17 protein-coding genes are annotated in these 16172 nt (G+C 44.8%); 16 read left to right on the top strand and 1 reads right to left on the bottom strand.

The window, feature by feature from the left end; genetic code table 11:
- The 16 genes from L4D12_RS15460 to L4D12_RS15535 form a co-directional block, all read left to right on the top strand.
- On the top strand, window positions 1-689 hold a 689-nt coding region (locus L4D12_RS15460), incomplete at its 5' end, for a type II and III secretion system protein family protein (RefSeq protein WP_428448745.1).
- Window positions 686-1180, top strand: a complete 495-nt coding sequence (locus tag L4D12_RS15465) for a hypothetical protein (protein WP_428448746.1) — start codon at window positions 686-688, stop codon at window positions 1178-1180. The genes L4D12_RS15460 and L4D12_RS15465, both read left to right, overlap by 4 nt.
- Window positions 1181-1183: 3 nt before the next feature.
- Window positions 1184-2425 (top strand): CpaE/TadZ family protein, encoded by a 1242-nt coding sequence (locus L4D12_RS15470; RefSeq protein ID WP_428448747.1) that lies wholly within the window; start codon window positions 1184-1186, stop codon window positions 2423-2425.
- A complete protein-coding gene (locus L4D12_RS15475; protein ID WP_428448748.1) occupies window positions 2422-3690 on the top strand; it encodes a TadA family conjugal transfer-associated ATPase in 1269 nt (422 codons plus the stop codon). Before L4D12_RS15470 ends, L4D12_RS15475 begins: the two co-directional genes overlap by 4 nt.
- A gap of 10 nt (window positions 3691-3700) precedes the next feature.
- Entirely contained in the window at window positions 3701-4609 is a 909-nt protein-coding gene (locus tag L4D12_RS15480; RefSeq protein WP_428448749.1) for a type II secretion system F family protein, read from the top strand.
- Window positions 4609-5457, top strand: a complete 849-nt coding sequence (locus L4D12_RS15485) for a type II secretion system F family protein (RefSeq protein ID WP_428448750.1) — start codon at window positions 4609-4611, stop codon at window positions 5455-5457. The genes L4D12_RS15480 and L4D12_RS15485 overlap by 1 nt, the downstream gene beginning before the upstream one ends.
- Window positions 5458-5460: 3 nt before the next feature.
- Window positions 5461-6180 (top strand): tetratricopeptide repeat protein, encoded by a 720-nt coding sequence (locus L4D12_RS15490; RefSeq protein WP_428448751.1) that lies wholly within the window; start codon window positions 5461-5463, stop codon window positions 6178-6180.
- A gap of 36 nt (window positions 6181-6216) precedes the next feature.
- Window positions 6217-6693 carry a TadE/TadG family type IV pilus assembly protein gene (locus tag L4D12_RS15495; protein ID WP_428448752.1) on the top strand — a complete coding sequence of 159 codons (477 nt, stop codon included), beginning with the start codon at window positions 6217-6219 and terminating at the stop codon, window positions 6691-6693.
- Window positions 6686-7237 carry a tight adherence pilus pseudopilin TadF gene (tadF, locus tag L4D12_RS15500; RefSeq protein ID WP_428448753.1) on the top strand — a complete coding sequence of 184 codons (552 nt, stop codon included), beginning with the start codon at window positions 6686-6688 and terminating at the stop codon, window positions 7235-7237. Before L4D12_RS15495 ends, tadF begins: the two co-directional genes overlap by 8 nt.
- Window position 7238: 1 nt before the next feature.
- Window positions 7239-8759 (top strand): pilus assembly protein TadG-related protein, encoded by a 1521-nt coding sequence (locus L4D12_RS15505; RefSeq protein ID WP_428448754.1) that lies wholly within the window; start codon window positions 7239-7241, stop codon window positions 8757-8759.
- Window positions 8760-8766: 7 nt separating this feature from the next.
- Window positions 8767-9411 carry an OmpA family protein gene (locus L4D12_RS15510; RefSeq protein WP_428448755.1) on the top strand — a complete coding sequence of 215 codons (645 nt, stop codon included), beginning with the start codon at window positions 8767-8769 and terminating at the stop codon, window positions 9409-9411.
- A gap of 250 nt (window positions 9412-9661) precedes the next feature.
- Window positions 9662-10390 (top strand): outer membrane lipoprotein-sorting protein, encoded by a 729-nt coding sequence (locus L4D12_RS15515; RefSeq protein WP_428448818.1) that lies wholly within the window; start codon window positions 9662-9664, stop codon window positions 10388-10390.
- A gap of 88 nt (window positions 10391-10478) precedes the next feature.
- Window positions 10479-11708 (top strand): ABC transporter permease, encoded by a 1230-nt coding sequence (locus L4D12_RS15520; protein WP_428448756.1) that lies wholly within the window; start codon window positions 10479-10481, stop codon window positions 11706-11708.
- A 1-nt stretch (window position 11709) separates the two neighbouring features.
- Window positions 11710-12954 (top strand): ABC transporter permease, encoded by a 1245-nt coding sequence (locus tag L4D12_RS15525; RefSeq protein WP_428448819.1) that lies wholly within the window; start codon window positions 11710-11712, stop codon window positions 12952-12954.
- Window positions 12954-13637 (top strand): ABC transporter ATP-binding protein, encoded by a 684-nt coding sequence (locus L4D12_RS15530; RefSeq protein ID WP_428448757.1) that lies wholly within the window; start codon window positions 12954-12956, stop codon window positions 13635-13637. The genes L4D12_RS15525 and L4D12_RS15530 overlap by 1 nt, the downstream gene beginning before the upstream one ends.
- 47 nt (window positions 13638-13684) lie before the next feature.
- Window positions 13685-14824, top strand: coding sequence for a hypothetical protein (locus tag L4D12_RS15535; protein ID WP_428448820.1), 1140 nt, complete (start codon window positions 13685-13687; stop codon window positions 14822-14824).
- A 119-nt stretch (window positions 14825-14943) separates the two neighbouring features.
- Here the strand turns inward: L4D12_RS15535 and L4D12_RS15540 are convergent, their stop codons facing one another.
- Window positions 14944-16110 carry a Card1-like endonuclease domain-containing protein gene (locus L4D12_RS15540; RefSeq protein WP_428448758.1) on the bottom strand — a complete coding sequence of 389 codons (1167 nt, stop codon included), beginning with the start codon at window positions 16108-16110 and terminating at the stop codon, window positions 14944-14946.
- Between the last annotated feature and the right edge of the window lie 62 nt (window positions 16111-16172).

A 16172-nucleotide genomic window follows, 5' to 3' on the forward strand; every position in this document is an offset into this window, starting at 1 on the left:
GGGCCGGGGTGGGGCAGTTTGCGTTCAATCAGTTTGAGGCTGCCGATTTAACGACCCTGATCACGGCATTAGGCGATGAAACCATCGCAGAAGTATTGGCCGAACCCAACCTCACTGTTTTATCAGGGGAATCTGCCAGCTTTTTGGTTGGCGGTGAGGTGCCGGTGATTGTCTCGACCAGTAACAACGTCAATATCAGTTTCAAAGAATTTGGGATCAAGCTGGATCTGACGGCAAAGGTGATGAGCAATGACAAAGTGCGGATGTTGATCGCACCGGAAGTGAGTGAGGTCGAGCAGTACATTAAAGCGGCAGGGCTAGAAGTTCCGCAATTAGCCTCACGTAAAGCGATGACGACCGTGGAATTAGCCGATGGGCAAAGCTTCGTGTTGGGTGGCTTAATGAATAGTCACGATTTTGAGCAGATCCAGAAAATTCCATTGCTGGGGGATATCCCGATCCTTGGGGCGGCGTTTAGGAAGTCAATCACAGAGCGTAAGAAAACCGAATTGGTGATTGTGGCGACGGTCAATTTGGTGCGTCCTATCTCACCGCGCGAGGTACAACTGCCTTATATCAATAAAACCTCGACGCTGGATCGTTGGTTTAACATCGACCACGCAGAAACCAGTGAAACAGAGCAATCATTAGGGATAGATCTACTGTCACGAGGGGGGTTCATGCAATGAGACGATTTATCACGATCACGCAGATACTCTTATTAGGATGTGTATTAGTGGTAACGGGCTGTGCAGAGAATACATTAACGGCGGCCAAGGGGGCGGAAGCCCTGGTTTATCCTGAGCACCATACCTACCAATTCACGCTTACTGGCCGTTCTGGCCCAGCAGAGGTTGAAATAGAACGTGCTATTTTTGACGCGCGACAGTCTGATCATGATTTTGATGTAACGATCAGCTACCGCTCGACGCGAGGACAAGTGGTGGCTAATCGGCAGCTGGCGAAACTGAAAGCATTGGGTGTCTCGTCAGAGCAATATCGGTCGCAATACGTTTTGTCATTATCGAGTGATGTGAAAGTCGACATCAAATTGACGCGTTTGCTAGCAGAGACGTGTCAGCCTGAAACCATTGAACAGCTAGCGCTCAGCCGAGGTTGTTTTGTTGATGTCATGCGCATGAAGCAGGTTGCTAGGCCTGCACGGTTAATGGGAGAGTGAGACATGTTTGATCTTGCCAAGGCTGTCAGCCTGGAGCCTACACCGTCGTTTCCAGTCAATGCCGGGCCGAATAGTTGCACCTTAATTTATCAGTCTGATGAGTTCAGGGCATTAATTGATGAACTGTTTCTCTTTGAAGGCTGGACTGATCCAACGGTGATCAAAGAATCTATTTATTCTAATCAGATTGATCACGACGATCTTAATGACATTGTGTTACTTGAACTGAACCGTTCGACAGATGTGATTGAAGATGCGCGTTATTTTGCCAGTCAAATTTCCCCGCACAAAGGGGTCATCGTGATCGGTAAAGATAACGAAATTACCACCCTTCGCATATTGAAGGAGATGGGTTTTTATTACCTTTATTGGCCAGCAGAAAAGCAGGATTTGACCGACTTTATTCTTCACGTCAATAAGAGCTTGAAGGAACTCTCTGGGGTTTATTCATCACGTAAAGCGAAGCGTGTCGCGGTAGTCGGTTCAAAAGGTGGCGTGGGGACGACGTTTCTTGCCTGCGAGTTGGCTTTTGCACTTGCTGATCAGGGGGCGGATACCATTTTGGTCGATCATCAATATAAAGGCAGTAACATGGATGTCATGTTGGGATTAAAAGGGTTCCAGCGTTATAACATCAGTGAAATGTCAACGCCCATTGTGGAACTTGATGATGAAAGTGCCAGTTTATATCTGCAGCCCGTTAAAAGCAGGTTGCGGTTACTGGCCATGGACAGCAATGACTCTGACAGTCAGGTATTGGGGGTCTGCCAGACACTGTGTCAGCTATTGAGTCGTCATACTAATTTTATTATCGAGGATTATTCCGCCAGTATTGGTTTTCGCTTGGATCCTATTCAGTTGGTCGATTGTCACGATGTCGTGATTTTGGTTATTGAGCCATCGATATCATCGGTAAGAAATGCACAATATTTAATTGAAACACTACAAAATATGGTATTAGCCGGAAGTCGTAAAATTCGGATTATTCCGATATTGAACCATCACCGGCCGAGTAATACCTATGAACTGAATATTGATGAAGTTACACGTAATTTAGAAATGCCGATTGTGCAATCACTGCCGTTTAATAAACATGCTGCACATTGGATTATTGATGGTAAGCGGTTATATAAATTCGATAAAACGATAAATAGGGCATTGAATGAACTGGCTTTACTGATTAATGGTAAATCGAAGAGAAAAGCCAAAACTTCCCATTGGTTTAAGAGGTTGATGATGCGATGAGTGCGAGAAAATCACTTTACCTCGAATTTCGGCAGCGGATATTTGAAGCGCTGGATGCCGAAGCCGTGCAGCAAATGAGCCGAGATGAACTGCATACACAGATTCTTAGTGCAGTGGAAATTCTGGCGCGTAGTCGACCTCAGCCGATGACCACAATGATACGTGATGGGCTGGTTAAAGGTTTAATTGATGAGTTGTTAGGACTCGGGCCATTACAGCCTTTGGTCGATGATCAGAGCATCACCGACATCATGGTCAATGGCCCCGATAATATTTATTTTGAACGTAACGGTAAGCTGCAACGTTCAGAGATTTCATTTGTTAATGAAAATCAGCTGCTAGAAGTAGCAAAGCGTATTGCTTCTCGTGTAGGGCGTCGGGTGGATGAAATGTCACCGATGGTCGATGCCCGTCTTGAGGACGGTAGCCGAGTTAATGTGGTTATTCCGCCTATCGCTCTCGATGGAACTTCTATCTCCATCCGTAAATTTCGTGAACAAACGATAGGGTTAGAAGAGTTAGTCGGGTTTGGCGCGATGTCGGTGGATATGGCTCGAGTGTTGATGATTGCAACGCGGTGTCGATTGAATGTCTTGATCTCTGGTGGTACCGGATCCGGGAAAACAACCCTACTCAACGCATTGTCACAGTATATTGATGAAGATGAGCGCGTCATAACGATAGAAGATGCGGCGGAATTGCGTTTGCTTCAACCTCATGTTGTTCGTTTAGAAACGCGCGGTGCAAGTATTGAGAATACAGGCGCGGTGAATCCGCGAGACTTGCTGATTAATGCCTTACGGATGCGCCCTGATCGGATTATTGTTGGGGAGTGTCGAGGCTCAGAAGCCTTTGAAATGTTGCAGGCGATGAATACCGGCCATGATGGCTCGATGTCAACATTACACGCCAACTCACCGCGTGATGCTATTTCCCGGGTAGAGTCGATGGTCATGATGGCCAACCTGAATCAACCGCTGGATGCTATTCGTCGCACCATCGTGAGTGCGGTGCATCTTGTTATACAAGTTAATCGCATGCGTGATGGGTCACGTAAGGTGACCAGTATTTCGGAAGTGATTGGCTTAGAAGGTGAAAACGTGGTGATGGAAGAGATTTTCCGTTATCAACAAAGTGATACTGAATTAGACGGTAAACTGCAGGGACAATTTGAAACACAAGGCATTATGCAGCGCTCAATTATCGTCAAGAAGGCACAATTCTCCGGATTATACAGCGAGCTAATGGCTGCATTCCGGAGTTAAGGGGCTATGTATGGGATATTATTTATCACTCATTCTCTTTGGTCTTGCCGTTATCTTATGGAGAAAAAGAGATGGAGACAAAAAACAGATTTATTTTGAGCATGCGACAGCCCGTGAACTAAAAAGTATCCGGCAGGCGATTAACGTCAAAACATTTGAGCGTCGTACATTACGTCAAATGGTATTAAATTATGTGAGGCCGGTATTTGCCATGCTAGGAGAGCGCGGGAAGTGGATTGTTTTACTTTACGTGATCGCGATGTTCATGCTGGGCGGATATTTCAACAATACGGTCCTGAATTTGCAATCACAATGGTTCACTGTATTGCTGCCCTGCTTTGCTTGTTGGGGAGGGTGGAATTGGCTGGTGAATAAACGCCGCAGTGATTTCGAACAAACCTTTACTGATGCACTGAACATTATGATGAGCGCGATAACTGCAGGTGAAAGCTTGATGCAGGCAATATCATATGTTGGTGAAAGTATGGATAATGCGATTGGGCGTGAATTTAAATTAATGGGGGAACGCTTCAAACTCGGCGAAAGTCCCGATGTGATTTTACAGCGGTCATGCCGAAATTATCCTTATCCAGCCTTTATTTTTTTTGTAGTGACAATACGCGCCAACATCAGTCGTGGTGGCCAGCTTAAAAATGTCTTGGCACGCTTGATTCGTGTGTTAGTCGATTCACGCGCAATTGAAAAAAAGAAAATGGCGATGACATCGGAAGCGCGGATATCATCAAAAATTGTCGCCGCGATACCGATTATATTTATGTTTATAATTAACACCATTAAGCCTGAAAATATTGACTTCATTTTAATGGATCCTGAAGGTCGCTACATCCTTTATTATGTACTAGGAAGTGAACTGTTAGGGCTGTTTATCATTTGGTGGTTGGTGAGAGGAGTAAAATAATGACTATTTTAATGTCTATATTTATATCTTGCTTGCTATTGGCATGGTTGATCACGTTTTCTATTCAACGGAAAACAAGAAGCAGTACCATTTCACAATTTCTATTCCAACAACATAAAAGTAAACTTTCTCAGCTGAATGATGTGCTTGTTAAATTTGGTAAAGCACATACCAAGGAGTTAAGTCAAAAGTTTATTGAAGCTGGGATATATAACACAAAGTTAGCTAGGTTTTATTTTCCGTTAAAAATCGCAGTTGCGAGTGTGTGTTGTAGTGTAATTGCGTTCAGTGAGTTAGCGTTTGATACACAATTAATGATGGGCTTTTTTTCAATCGTGGTTGTGATCATCGGGCCGGATATGGCCCTGGCAATAAGAAAGAGAGCATTGATAAAAAAAACATCCCGCCAGTTGCCTTATATGTTGGATATGATGGCGGTGTGTGTTCAAACAGGAATGACGTTAGAAGCATCGTTAACCTATCTTGGTATCGAGCTTGAAGCGTTTGACCGGGATCTGTGCTTTCACATCAAAAAAACCTCTGATTCAGCACGAGTATACGGATTAGAAAAAGCGCTGAATGATTTTAGTCATCGCATACCGACACCCGAAGTTAGAAGCTTTACATTAACGCTTATTCAAAACTTGCAGCATGGCACATCAATCGCCTCTGTTTTGAGCGATTTAGCAGAAGATATGCGAAAAATGCAGTTGCTCTCTGTGGAGGAAAAGATAGGTAAGTTATCCGCTAAGATGAGTGTTCCACTAATACTGCTGATTATGTTCCCGATAGTGATCTTAATTTTGGCCCCAGAAGTGATGCAGATGTCAATCAGCGTAGGAGGATGAGACATGGATAGGGTGAATTATTTCGTGTTACCGCTATTACTATTGATGCTATCCGCATGCAGTCAACATGTGGGAAACCACAATGATATTGCTATCGCTGAAATGGAAAAAGCCGGAAATACTCAAGGTATGATTGCTTATTATAAGTCAGAGTTACAAACAGATTCTGATAATCCTAGTTTGTATCAAAAAATAGCACAATTGTATTATTCTAATCATGATCTTGAATCCGCTGAATTTTATGCAAATCATAGTCAGAAGATAGCAGAGCCCGATCAACACTTATTTTTATTAATGGGTAAAATTTATGATGATTCAGGAAAGTATACAGATGCACTCGAGGCATTTGACCAATCTGAATTACAAGGCAATTCATCGGCAGAATTGTACATTAGCAGAGGAATTGTTTTAAGTAAACTGGGTCAATATCTTCAAGCGGAAGAGCAATTTAATACTGCACGATTGAATGGTTATAACGACATCGCGGTTAAAAATAATTTGGCCGTATTATACTTGCTTCAAAGACGCTACGCAGAAGCTGCAGATATTTTACTGCCATTATTGCCTTACGCGAAAGATAATCAACGATTAAAAGTGAATTTATCTATCGCATTGATAAAAGTAGGCGATAAAGAACGTGCTTATCATACATTGAAAGATTTATACAATGATGAACAATTGCGTGTTTTATTCCAGTTAGTAAAAGACATGGAACAAGTCTAGTGATAGATAGCACGGAATGAGTAAGAGGATATAGTGATGGCAAAATACAGACAGCGTGGTGTAACAACAATTGAGTTGGCATTGGGGTGTATAGCACTGATATTCACGACATTTATGATTTTCGAAATTTGCTATAAAATTTACATTGTCAATGTGACTGAATTTGCGTTAAGAGAAACCATTAGAGCGACAAAAGTCTATGAGGGAAAAAACACACATAGTCTTTATCAGACTGAATTTTATAGAATTCTAAATCGTGATAATACATTATGGGATTTTTTGCTCGTTAAAGATAAATTTAAATTAACGTCTGTTTATTTTAAGTCTTATGCAAACATTATTAATAATGTTGCTGAAGATAGTAAAAATCCACGCTTGAAATATGTATTAGCCGAAGTGACGCTTGCCTATCAGTATGCACCGATATTTACATTTAACCCCAGTGTTGAGAGTACCATTAGCCGTACAATGTTGTTGAACCTGGAACACGAAGGGTGGGGAAATCATGACTAGATTATCTCGGAAACAGCAGCAAGGTGTTTTTGCTATAGAGCTCGTCTTTGTCTTACTTGGATTATGTGTGTTTTTTTTGTTTGTGTCAGATCTCAGTCATAAGCTATTAACCCGATCGCAATTGGATAGAACCAGTTTTGCATTGGTGAATATTTTAAAGGAGCGAACTCGTTACTATGCTGATGTGTCCGGAGATACGCGCATTGTTCGTTATGCGTTGAATGATAAAGACAATGAAGACATGCAAATATTAGCCGCGAGAATGCTGAACGTTTCTCGAGAGCAAGTCGCTGTAGGGATAGAATCCCTCGTTGATAAGCAATCTCAGTATTTAAGCAGTGAGGTGTTTGATCGATTGAACTGCAAGCCAGCGACTTTGATTAAGGAGCATGGCTTATTAATACCGAAAAAGAAAAATGAAAAAACCTATCCATTATATCAGGTGACACTGTGTGCTCGTCATGATGGTTGGTTCTTACCTTTTATCAGTAATAAGGATGGGAAAGTCTTAATTGTTTCTAGTTCTGTGATTGCGGGGCGTTGATATGAAAAGGATAGGCGTTAGAACACGAGTCGCTAAACAGCAAGGCGTTGCTGTGATATGGATGGTTTTATTGCTGGTTCCCATCATGGGATTTGGATTTTGGGCCGTTGAGGGTACGCGCTATATTCAAGAGAAAAGTCGGCTTGAAGACGCGGCTGAAGCCGCCGCATTAGCGGTAACCATGGAAGATAGAAGTGAATCATCAAAGAAGATGGCAGAAGCCTATATGCGAGCTTATGTACGTGATATTGATACGGTTAAGTTGGATGTTATTCGTACTTTCCAGGAAGCAAACCCAGATAAAAATATTCCAGAAGTTATCCAATACAGTGTTGATGCCCAAACGGTACATCAATCTTGGTTCAGTAGTGATGTTATTCCTTCTTTTTCGAAGAAACAGGCTATTGCTGGCTATTCACTGGCGAAAAAGTCACCTGAATTTTTAGGTAATAAGAATATCGACATTGTTTTTGTCTCAGATTTTTCTAATTCTATGAATAGTGGATGGGATGGTGATGAAGACAAAATAGATGTGTTAAAAAATGCGATATTATCGATATCAAATAAAATTTTAGTTAAAGACGCATTTGATGGAAAAGTGAAAAATAGAGTAGCATTTGTTCCATACAACTTAAGAGTGCAAGATAAAATATCAAATGAATTAATTTGTAATAGTCAACTTAGATATAATGATAAGTTTCAAAAAAGGAGTGAGTTGAGTTATGAAGAAGTAAATTGGGGTTATTGGTCAACTCGCGATGAAGAAGAGTTAGAAGATTGCAAGAAAAAACAAAGTAAATGTCCAGCTAAAAATGAAAACGAACGTAAAAAACAGCATCAAGAAGCTAAACGAATATATCATGTATTTTCTCTAGATGGCGATGGTTGTCGGGACGGTTATACAGAGTGTTATAAATACATAGATTATAATAATACTGTGTTATCTTTGTTTAAAAATAAAATTGATTCGTTTGATTTTCATTATAAAACATCAGGAAATAATTTATACTCATCTGTTATGTGTTCGTCAAAAAGTAACGGGTTTTATTCTATACCATTATCTAAAGATATCTTGGAAATAAATCAAATTGAAAAAATGTCAGCAAATGGAAATACAGGTGCATATCAAGGTATTATTAGAGGAGCTCAAATACTTGCAGATGGTCGCCAGTTGAGTAATTCAACGCAAGCTGATATTGATGCATATAAATCGAGATTGAAAATGTTATTGATTCTTAGTGACGGGCAAGAATATCCAAATAAAGGCATATTATCAACATTAGTAAATAATAACATGTGTGACAAAATAAGAGAGGAATTTAGTGACAGTGAGGTGCCACTTTATATTGGCGTGATAGGTATTAAGTTTGAGGCCAGTGGACAGGATGGTTTCAAAAACTGTGTATTGGACCCTAAAGAAGACATTATTGATGTGGATAATGTTAATGATTTAATTGATAAAATTGAAGAGCTGATTCAAAAGGGCTCAGAATCTGATGGTATTCCTAAACTATATGGATGATAGTGCGATGAAAACATTATTACGGTTACTTGTTATTTTAATGCCACTATCATCAGCCTTGGCTGAAGGGCGTGATGAGCAGGCATTGATTGAATATTGCAATACCCCGACATACTCAATGCAGCATGAGGTGGTAATTGGTGATGTGACAGGAATCGGTCACCATCGAAACGGCTTCTTACTGGTCACTCAGAAATCACACGATCCAGAGTTGAAAGCTTATTTATTATCATTAGCAGCTCAGGGTGGTTTACCCAGTAAATGTATAGAATATCTGGATGGTAAGCAGTTACTTGTTATTGAAGCGAACAGTCGCTCGGGTGATCCGCTACTTGCCCGCGTATATTTTGATTTTGACCGAGCTAATTTGACACCTACCTCCAAGTTGATTTTGACGCAGGTCGCTCAAAAACTGGCGCAGTCTAATCAGGTTATACGGCTGGTTGGGCATACCGATAATATCGGGACGATAGAGTACAACGAGGTACTTGGGTTGAAACGTGCTCAGAATTCGGCAACCTACCTTATCGGCCAAGGGGTAAATACAGATAAGCTCTCTCTGAGCAGTCAGGGAGAAGTAAACCCGATAGCCTCGAATACCACTGCAGCTGGCCGGCAAACTAATCGACGAGTAGATATCTATCCAAAATGACGGACGGAAAAATGCTAACCGCAGTGTATGTATGGCTGACAGCCATGCTAATGAATCAACAATTAAACCAGCCATTGCGCTGGTTTTTTATACCAGTAATTTTTTATTGGGCGGGCTCACTTATGCTTATTAGTATTGTGCGACAGCATCCCCGATTGCCATAACACGGTATGTTGTCAGAAATGGAATAACAAAGGTGAATATCATGCAAAAGTTAGCGGCGCTTAAGCATTTATTTATTGTGTTCCTGATGGCGGTTTCGGGCCTGTCATCTGCTGCTGTGGAAGCACAGTCGGCCTCTGACATTGTGCGTAAATCGGATGCGCAAATGCGCGGAGATTCAAGTTATTCAGTGGCGACTATGCGGATTGTCCGGCCGACCTGGACTCGAACCATGAGCATGAAAAATTGGACCAAGGGGCTGGATCTCTCTCTGGTGCTAGTGACGGCGCCTGCCAAAGACAAAGGCACAGCGTCGCTTAAACGTTACCGCGAAATGTGGAACTGGTTACCCAATATTGAGCGTGTCATTAAGATTGCCCCTTCGATGCTGGGTCAGTCATGGATGGGCTCAGACTTCACCAACGATGATTTAATCAACCAGTCTTCAATCGTGGTGGACTACACGCATCGGATGGTTAAAAAATTGACCTTCGATGGTGAGCAAGCGTGGGTGATTGATGCGTTTGCTAAACCGAATGCGCCCGTCGTGTGGAGTAAAGTCAGGCTTTGGATCTCTGCCACTAACTATCTGCAGCGTAAAGTGGAGTTTTACGATGAGTTTGATGCGTTGATCAATACCATGCATGCCTTTGATATTAAAATGATGGGCGGCCGACAAGTCGCTACTCGAATGGAAATGCTTCCGGCAGATAAACCGGGGAATAAAACCGAGATCATTATTCATCAGGCACAGTTTAATTTCCCCATCAAAAGCAGTTTCTTTTCTCAAAGCCAGATGAAGGCACTGCGTGACTAAAAATGGTGGCTAAAATAGGTAATTAAAAGAGGCGCTTAGAACAGCTGATGACTCTGCTTTTTTAGCGTGATATGGACAGGGAGCGACGATGTTACTGACGTTAGCTTGGCGAAACATTTGGCGACAGAAGCGGCGAACCCTGCTGACCGCATCAGCATTGGCGCTGGCGTTATCCCTCTCTCTGTTTATGCGCAGCTTGCAAGAAGGCACCTATGCTAACAATATCGAAAACGGTGCCCGTTTTTATACGGGATTGATACAGCTTCAGCACCCTGCGTTTGCAGAAAGTCAGAGTATTGATGATCTGCTGCCGATGGATGCCGCATTTCTCAGCCCCGCAGCTTCCCTCGCGAATATTGAACGTATTCTCCCGCGCATTGAATCCTTTGCTTTAGTCGCATCAAAAGATAAATCCAAAGGGGTTGTGGTGCTGGGGGTTGATCCTATCGCCGAGGATGATTACTCGGCCATTTCTGCCCGCCTGAGTCAGGGGGCATACCTTGAACCGGATGATCAGCAAGTCCTTATTGGCGAGGGTGTCGCGCATTATTTCAATCTGACCGTGGGCGATGAGCTGGTTCTGTATGGCCAGGGATACCATGGTCAGACTGCGGCAGGGCTCTACCGGATCAAAGGGGTTCTGGACTTTCCGGTTGCCCAACTGGATAACCAACTGGTGTATATGCCACTCACACAGGCTAAGACGTTCTATAGCACGGGTGATCAGGTCACCGCTTGGGTAATGAATGTTCATCAGTTGAAGGCATTGCCTCAGACGATTGCAGCACTGCAAGCTGACTACCAAGGGACAGTCAACGTCCGTGATTGGCAAGATCTCGCACCGGAAATGGCTCAGCAGATTCTAATGGATAAGGTGGGCGGGCTCGTTATTATGTATATGCTGTATGGCGTGGTGGGTTTTGGCCTGTTTGCCACGTTGCTGATGATGACTTTAGAGCGCCAGCGTGAGTTTGGGGTGATGTTGGCAACGGGCATGCTCAGGCGCAAGCTGTTGGCGCTGGTGGGGATGGAGTCAGTCATGATTGGTATGCTTGGCGTCCTGATCGGTATGGTTGTGACGGCGCCGCTGCTGGTGTGGTTCTACCTCTACCCTATTGAGCTGACGGGGGAGACGGCAGAAATGATTGTAGAAATGGGCTGGGAGCCGATTCTGCCGATGTCGTTGGATCCCATGCTGATGGTAAATCAGATCATCATTGTATTGGTGCTATTAGGGATCTGTCTGCTGTATCCGATGTGGCGGATCCTCCGCTTAGAGGTCGTCAGTGCGCTAAAAGGAGGTGGCCATGCAAACTAACATGTTGGTGAAGTTAGCATGGCGTAATCTCTGGCGTAACAAGCTACGTACCGGGATCATGCTGGGTGCGATGGTGTTTGGTTTGATGGGGGTTGTCACAATGATGGGGTTCATCTCTGGTCTGTATAGCAGCATGATCCACAATGCCATCATGTGGCAAACCAGCCATATTCAAATACAGAACAGCCGCTATCTTAATGATCCAGACATCAAATCAACCGTGGTTGACCTACCTGAATTGGCACAAGCTATAGCCGCTCTGCCTGGGCTCAGAGGTTGGTCGGCTCGCTTTGTTGCTGATGGCCTGGTGGCCTCAGCACGCAGCTCTAGGGGCGTGCGGATCAACGGTATAGATATCGACGCCGAAGCTTCTGTTACCCCCTTAGCTGACAATATTAGTGACGGTGAATGGCTGTCTGCTGAAGGGCGTAATCCGGTACTGGTGTCTGATAACATTGCATCACGGCTGAAGCTGCGGGTAGGGTCGAAAGTCGTACTGACTTTTACTGACGCCTTTGGTGATGTGAGTGGTGCCGCTTTTCGAGTTCGTGGCCTGTTCAATACCCCATCATCGGCCTTTGATGATGGTAATGTCTTCGTTCGCAAGGCGGACTTGACAGCGCTTGCAGGGATTAATGGCGCGCATGAAATCGCCATTTTACTGGATAGTGATTCGGCAGCCATGCCATTGGCGGTGTCTCTGTCACAGCAACTGCAACAGCAATTTGATCATGAGATGACAGCATCGGGTAATCGGGTCAGAGACTGGCAGCAGGTACAACCCATGCTGGCATCAATCATCAATCAGCAGGGGATCAGTAATGCCATTATGCTGGGGATTTTTGTGGTCGCCCTGAGCTTTGGGATCGTCAATATCATGTTGATGTCGGTCTTTGAACGGACTCGAGAATTTGGGGTGTTAATGGCGGTCGGTATGCAGAAGCACCGAGTGTTCTTATTGATCATGCTGGAAACCGCGTGGTTAGGGATCACGGGGGCGGCGCTGGGACTGGTAGTGAGTTTCGTCCTCATTACGGGGTTGCAGCATACCGGGATCCCGTTGGGCGTAATGGCTGAGGGATTAGGCGCTTTTGGGGTCGATACTGTGTTATACCCGCAGGTCTCGTGGTTCGAATACCTGATGATATTTTTGACCGTTGTGGTGGCGAGTTTACTGGCTGCGCTTTATCCGGCGCGTCAAATTCTCAAGCAGCGTCCCGTTGATGCAATGGTGGAGAAACACTGATGACAATTGAAATTCACCAGCTTTGTAAGACCTATAATCCCCAAAGTGATTTCCCAGTCCATGCCGTAAAGAATGTGGATTTGACGATTGAACAGGGGGAGTTTGTCGCCATTATGGGGCCATCAGGCTCTGGCAAAACGACACTGCTTAATATGCTAGGGGGAATTGACCATCCGACATCGGGCAGCGTTAACATCGACCATTGTGATATTGGTTTGTTGGATGAAAAGGCGTTGATTGCGTTTCGCCGAGATAATATTGGGTTTATTTTTCAAGACTATAGCTTGTTACCAGTACTGACGGCGCTGGAAAATGTGGAGTTTGTGATGCAGTTACAGGGACATGACGAGGCGCTTTGTCGACAGCGAGCCAGTGAATTGCTTGATCAGGTCGGGTTGGTGGAACAAAAACACAAGCGGCCAGCGAAACTGTCTGGTGGGCAGCAGCAGCGAGTTGCGGTAGCCAGAGCGCTGGCACCGCGACCACGGTTTGTCATGGCTGATGAGCCGACCGCCAATCTCGATGCTCAGAGTACCGCTGAACTGCTCGATATCATGCAGCAGCTCAATGAGAAAGAAGGCACGACATTCATTTTTTCTACCCATGATCCCCGGGTGATCACGCGGGCGAGGCGGGTGATCGTGTTTGAAGATGGTCAGTTGAAAGAGGATCGCCGCCAGTGAGTGGAATGCGAAGGCTCACTAGAGTGGGGGCGATAATAGTGTCAACAATGACAGCGGGTTCGGCAGTAGCACAGATCCCCGGCCTTGAACCGGAAAAACAGTGGGATCTGAATGGTTATGTGAAATACATGACGGCAGGTTCTTTGCCAGATAGGCAGTCGAATGGGATCGACCATCTTATCCATCAGCGATTTAATGTTGAGTACCGATGGAATGAACAGCTCAGATTTAATGCGGGGATGCGTAATCGGCTGCTGTTTGGTGATACGACTGAGCAAGCGGGTTACGCAGATTTGATTGCGCTGGATACGGGCTACATGGATCTGTCGAAAAACTGGCTGGATAAGAAAGGGGTTGTCGGTAATAGCCAGTTTGATCGTCTCTATCTTGATTGGCAGCATGATGACTGGCAGTTACGTGGAGGGCGGTTCCGAATAAACTGGTCGATGGCGAGCTTGTGGAACCCTAACGATATCTTCAATGCGTATTCAATTTATGACTTTGATTATGAAGAACGTTCAGGCAGCGATGCGGTGATGGTGAGTCGAAAACTGGGCTTTGCCAGCGCGGTGGATCTGGTTTACAGCCCCAGTTCCGACAGTGAACGGCACAGTTATGCCGGACGTTATTTATTTAACCATGCAGGTTGGGATCACCAATTATTGGTCGGGAAATCAGGGCTGGATTATCTCTTAGGAGCAGGGCTTGCTGGTGAAGTAAAAGGGGCGGGTGTACGTGGCGAAGTGACTTGGTTTGATCCGAGTCAGGCTCAGTGGCAGGGCGAGCCATTAGTGGCAACCGTGGTGGCGACCGTTGAGGCAGATTATAGCATTGGTGGTGAGCGTAACTGGATAGCGCGAGGATCGGTGTTGTACATTTCAAATCCTCAAAACACGCAAAATGCCGTTGTTTTTCTGAACCTGCCGTTGACGGCCAGAACGTTGAGCTTTGCCCGCTGGACAGCTTATGCGGATGCCAGTCTGGATATCACTCCATTGAACAGGCTGACTTTATCAGCGACTTATTACGATGATGGTTCATTTTTTGTTGGAGCCAGTAATAGCTATTCGCTGGCTGATGACTGGCAGTTGCTGGCAGTACTACAGCGTTTTGATGGTACCCATAAGAGCTTGTTTGGGCAGAGTGCAACGACGTTATTGTTTGCTCAGATCCGTTGGAGTTTTTAACCGCTGGTAAGCACCGTTTGAGAGGCGAAGTGATGTCCCAAAATTGCCTTAAGGTGATGGAAAATAAAAAGCGAGAATAGGGCGCTATTCTCGCTTTTTATTTTACTTACATAGACACATTACGCGATATTGTGGTCTTGACCACCCGCGCCTTCAAACCATGTCTGGAGGTGAGCTTGCAAGTCGCCAAGCTGCTCTGGGCCGATAATCGCAAGGCCGAGATCTTGGGCGCGTACGATGTCATGGTGACGTAATGGACGGAAGCTGACCAGCATAGCGCGAGCCTGAAGGCCACCGAGCAAATCACGGAGAGATTCTAGTTTGTACAGCGTATCATCGCCATCATCACGCATGCCTTTGGTTTTACATTCGATGATGTGAAGCTTGTTGTTCACCACCGTGGCGACATCAAGTTCGTTTCGTACTTCTCTTTCACCAATCTTGCGGTAAACCTGCACACCGAGTGAATGGTCCTGAATTGTCGGTAAGTCATTCTGGATAGCACTAACTGTACTGTGTACTAGATTCTCAAGCCATTCACCATTAGCAAAGCGGCGTGCTTCTTCATGTTTGAAGGTTAAGATACCATCGTGGTAGGTTGCCAAACCCGTTTCTTCGAGATCGGTCAGCAGCGTGCCAAGCTCTTTGTAGCCTTGTTGCTTTTCGCTAAGGGCGACATCCAGTTTTTGTTCTTTGCGGCAAGTCGTAGCCAGATAATTTAGGGTTGCGAGGCCAGGGCCTAATTCTAAGGCAGAGCTTGCCCAGCGTTGGCCCAGCTCCCACAATTGCTCATTGAGCGCTTCCGGTACAAGATGCTCGGGGAGTTCACAACGTGCACCAAAGATAGTGAGATAATCGGTGAGTTGAATGCGGTCTTCAACTTGTTGCTGTTCGCGATCTGCAGGGTAAAGCCAGCACATCTCATCACTGAAAGGCTCGATAACGTAAATTGGCCAGTGGTAAGAGCGGAATACTTCGTAAGCAGAGAGTAGACGGTGACGTAGGCCACAGCTGGCATTGAACCAGACTTCAGTGTCTTGTTGTTCGAGTTTTTTAGCCAGCTCATTCACACGCTGGCGAATGCAACTGATATTGATAGAGTCGGGGATAACGCAGAATTCAGCAGCGATGTTACGAGGAATGAGAATCGATGATAGTCGTTCATACTGCTCTCGTTGTGATTCTGTGCCGATAAATATCATTTTATCGGCGGGAATATCGGAATCGAGGAGCGGGGTGATCAGTCTTACTGGATCTTGATCAATAATGCCAACGTGAGTAATCATAATTATCCTTCAGCGGAGTGTGACTCGTGCCGGCGTATTTATAGGGGACAATAAAGGTCTGG

This window comes from Photobacterium nomapromontoriensis (assembly GCF_050336815.1).
Lineage (GTDB): Bacteria > Pseudomonadota > Gammaproteobacteria > Enterobacterales > Vibrionaceae > Photobacterium > Photobacterium nomapromontoriensis.

Excerpts from the sequence above, each read along its gene's own strand:
- L4D12_RS15465 (WP_428448746.1), top strand. The coding sequence starts at position 686 with ATGAGACGATTTATCACGATCACGCAGATACTCTTATTAGGATGTGTA.
- L4D12_RS15470 (WP_428448747.1), top strand. The coding sequence starts at position 1,184 with ATGTTTGATCTTGCCAAGGCTGTCAGCCTGGAGCCTACACCGTCGTTT.
- L4D12_RS15475 (WP_428448748.1), top strand. The coding sequence starts at position 2,422 with ATGAGTGCGAGAAAATCACTTTACCTCGAATTTCGGCAGCGGATATTT.
- L4D12_RS15480 (WP_428448749.1), top strand. The coding sequence starts at position 3,701 with ATGGGATATTATTTATCACTCATTCTCTTTGGTCTTGCCGTTATCTTA.
- L4D12_RS15485 (WP_428448750.1), top strand. The coding sequence starts at position 4,609 with ATGACTATTTTAATGTCTATATTTATATCTTGCTTGCTATTGGCATGG.
- L4D12_RS15490 (WP_428448751.1), top strand. The coding sequence starts at position 5,461 with ATGGATAGGGTGAATTATTTCGTGTTACCGCTATTACTATTGATGCTA.
- L4D12_RS15495 (WP_428448752.1), top strand. The coding sequence starts at position 6,217 with ATGGCAAAATACAGACAGCGTGGTGTAACAACAATTGAGTTGGCATTG.
- tadF (WP_428448753.1), top strand. The coding sequence starts at position 6,686 with ATGACTAGATTATCTCGGAAACAGCAGCAAGGTGTTTTTGCTATAGAG.
- L4D12_RS15505 (WP_428448754.1), top strand. The coding sequence starts at position 7,239 with ATGAAAAGGATAGGCGTTAGAACACGAGTCGCTAAACAGCAAGGCGTT.
- L4D12_RS15510 (WP_428448755.1), top strand. The coding sequence starts at position 8,767 with ATGAAAACATTATTACGGTTACTTGTTATTTTAATGCCACTATCATCA.
- L4D12_RS15515 (WP_428448818.1), top strand. The coding sequence starts at position 9,662 with ATGGCGGTTTCGGGCCTGTCATCTGCTGCTGTGGAAGCACAGTCGGCC.
- L4D12_RS15520 (WP_428448756.1), top strand. The coding sequence starts at position 10,479 with ATGTTACTGACGTTAGCTTGGCGAAACATTTGGCGACAGAAGCGGCGA.
- L4D12_RS15525 (WP_428448819.1), top strand. The coding sequence starts at position 11,710 with ATGTTGGTGAAGTTAGCATGGCGTAATCTCTGGCGTAACAAGCTACGT.
- L4D12_RS15530 (WP_428448757.1), top strand. The coding sequence starts at position 12,954 with ATGACAATTGAAATTCACCAGCTTTGTAAGACCTATAATCCCCAAAGT.
- L4D12_RS15535 (WP_428448820.1), top strand. The coding sequence starts at position 13,685 with ATGACAGCGGGTTCGGCAGTAGCACAGATCCCCGGCCTTGAACCGGAA.
- L4D12_RS15540 (WP_428448758.1), bottom strand. The coding sequence starts at position 16,110 with ATGATTACTCACGTTGGCATTATTGATCAAGATCCAGTAAGACTGATC.